3 tRNA genes are annotated in these 617 nt (G+C 57.4%); all 3 read right to left on the bottom strand.

Features of this window, described 5'->3' with window-relative positions:
- Positions 1 to 77: 77 nt before the first annotated feature.
- A tRNA-Glu gene (locus HMPREF3114_RS16390) sits at positions 78 to 153 on the bottom strand.
- 49 nt (positions 154 to 202) lie between these two features.
- Positions 203 to 278 (bottom strand) — tRNA-Ala (locus HMPREF3114_RS16385).
- 185 nt (positions 279 to 463) lie between these two features.
- Positions 464 to 539: transfer RNA gene (locus tag HMPREF3114_RS16380), tRNA-Glu, on the bottom strand.
- Between the last annotated feature and the right edge of the window lie 78 nt (positions 540 to 617).

Below are 617 nucleotides of genomic sequence, written 5' to 3'. Positions count from 1 at the left end.
ATGCAGGCGCTCTCCCAGCTGAGCTATGGCCCCATGAAACTCTGGATATCTGCCAGGAGCAGAGTCCGTTTTGAAACTGGCGTCCCCACGGGGATTCGAACCCCGGTCGCCACCGTGAAAGGGTGATGTCCTAGGCCTCTAGACGATGGGGACGCACGAAAAACTTCAAGTTGTAGAACTTTCGACGGCCTAATGTCGAAAGTGGTGGAGCCAAGCGGGATCGAACCGCTGACCTCCTGCATGCCATGCAGGCGCTCTCCCAGCTGAGCTATGGCCCCGTGTTACCGAGCCGCCTATCATACCTGCGTGTTCACGTTTGTGGAAGCTTTTTTCGAACTTTTTTCGTCCCGGTTCAACCTTCGCCACCAAGGGCAGGGGAACCGCAACGCCACAACCTGAATGCCGGTAGGCGGTGAACAAAAAAGACCCGGTTATCGGCCGGGTCCTCGTTGTTCGTGATGAGTGGCGTCCCCACGGGGATTCGAACCCCGGTCGCCACCGTGAAAGGGTGATGTCCTAGGCCTCTAGACGATGGGGACGCACGAAAACTTCAAGTTGTAGATCCTTCGACGGCCTAATGTCGAAGTGGTGGAGCCAAGCGGGATCGAACCGCTGAC

The sequence above is a fragment of the Stenotrophomonas sp. HMSC10F07 genome (genome assembly GCF_001807895.1).
GTDB classification, from domain to species: domain Bacteria; phylum Pseudomonadota; class Gammaproteobacteria; order Xanthomonadales; family Xanthomonadaceae; genus Stenotrophomonas; species Stenotrophomonas sepilia.
The sequence above is the reverse complement of the archived record's forward strand: the minus strand, read 5'-3'. Positions and strand labels throughout refer to the sequence as shown.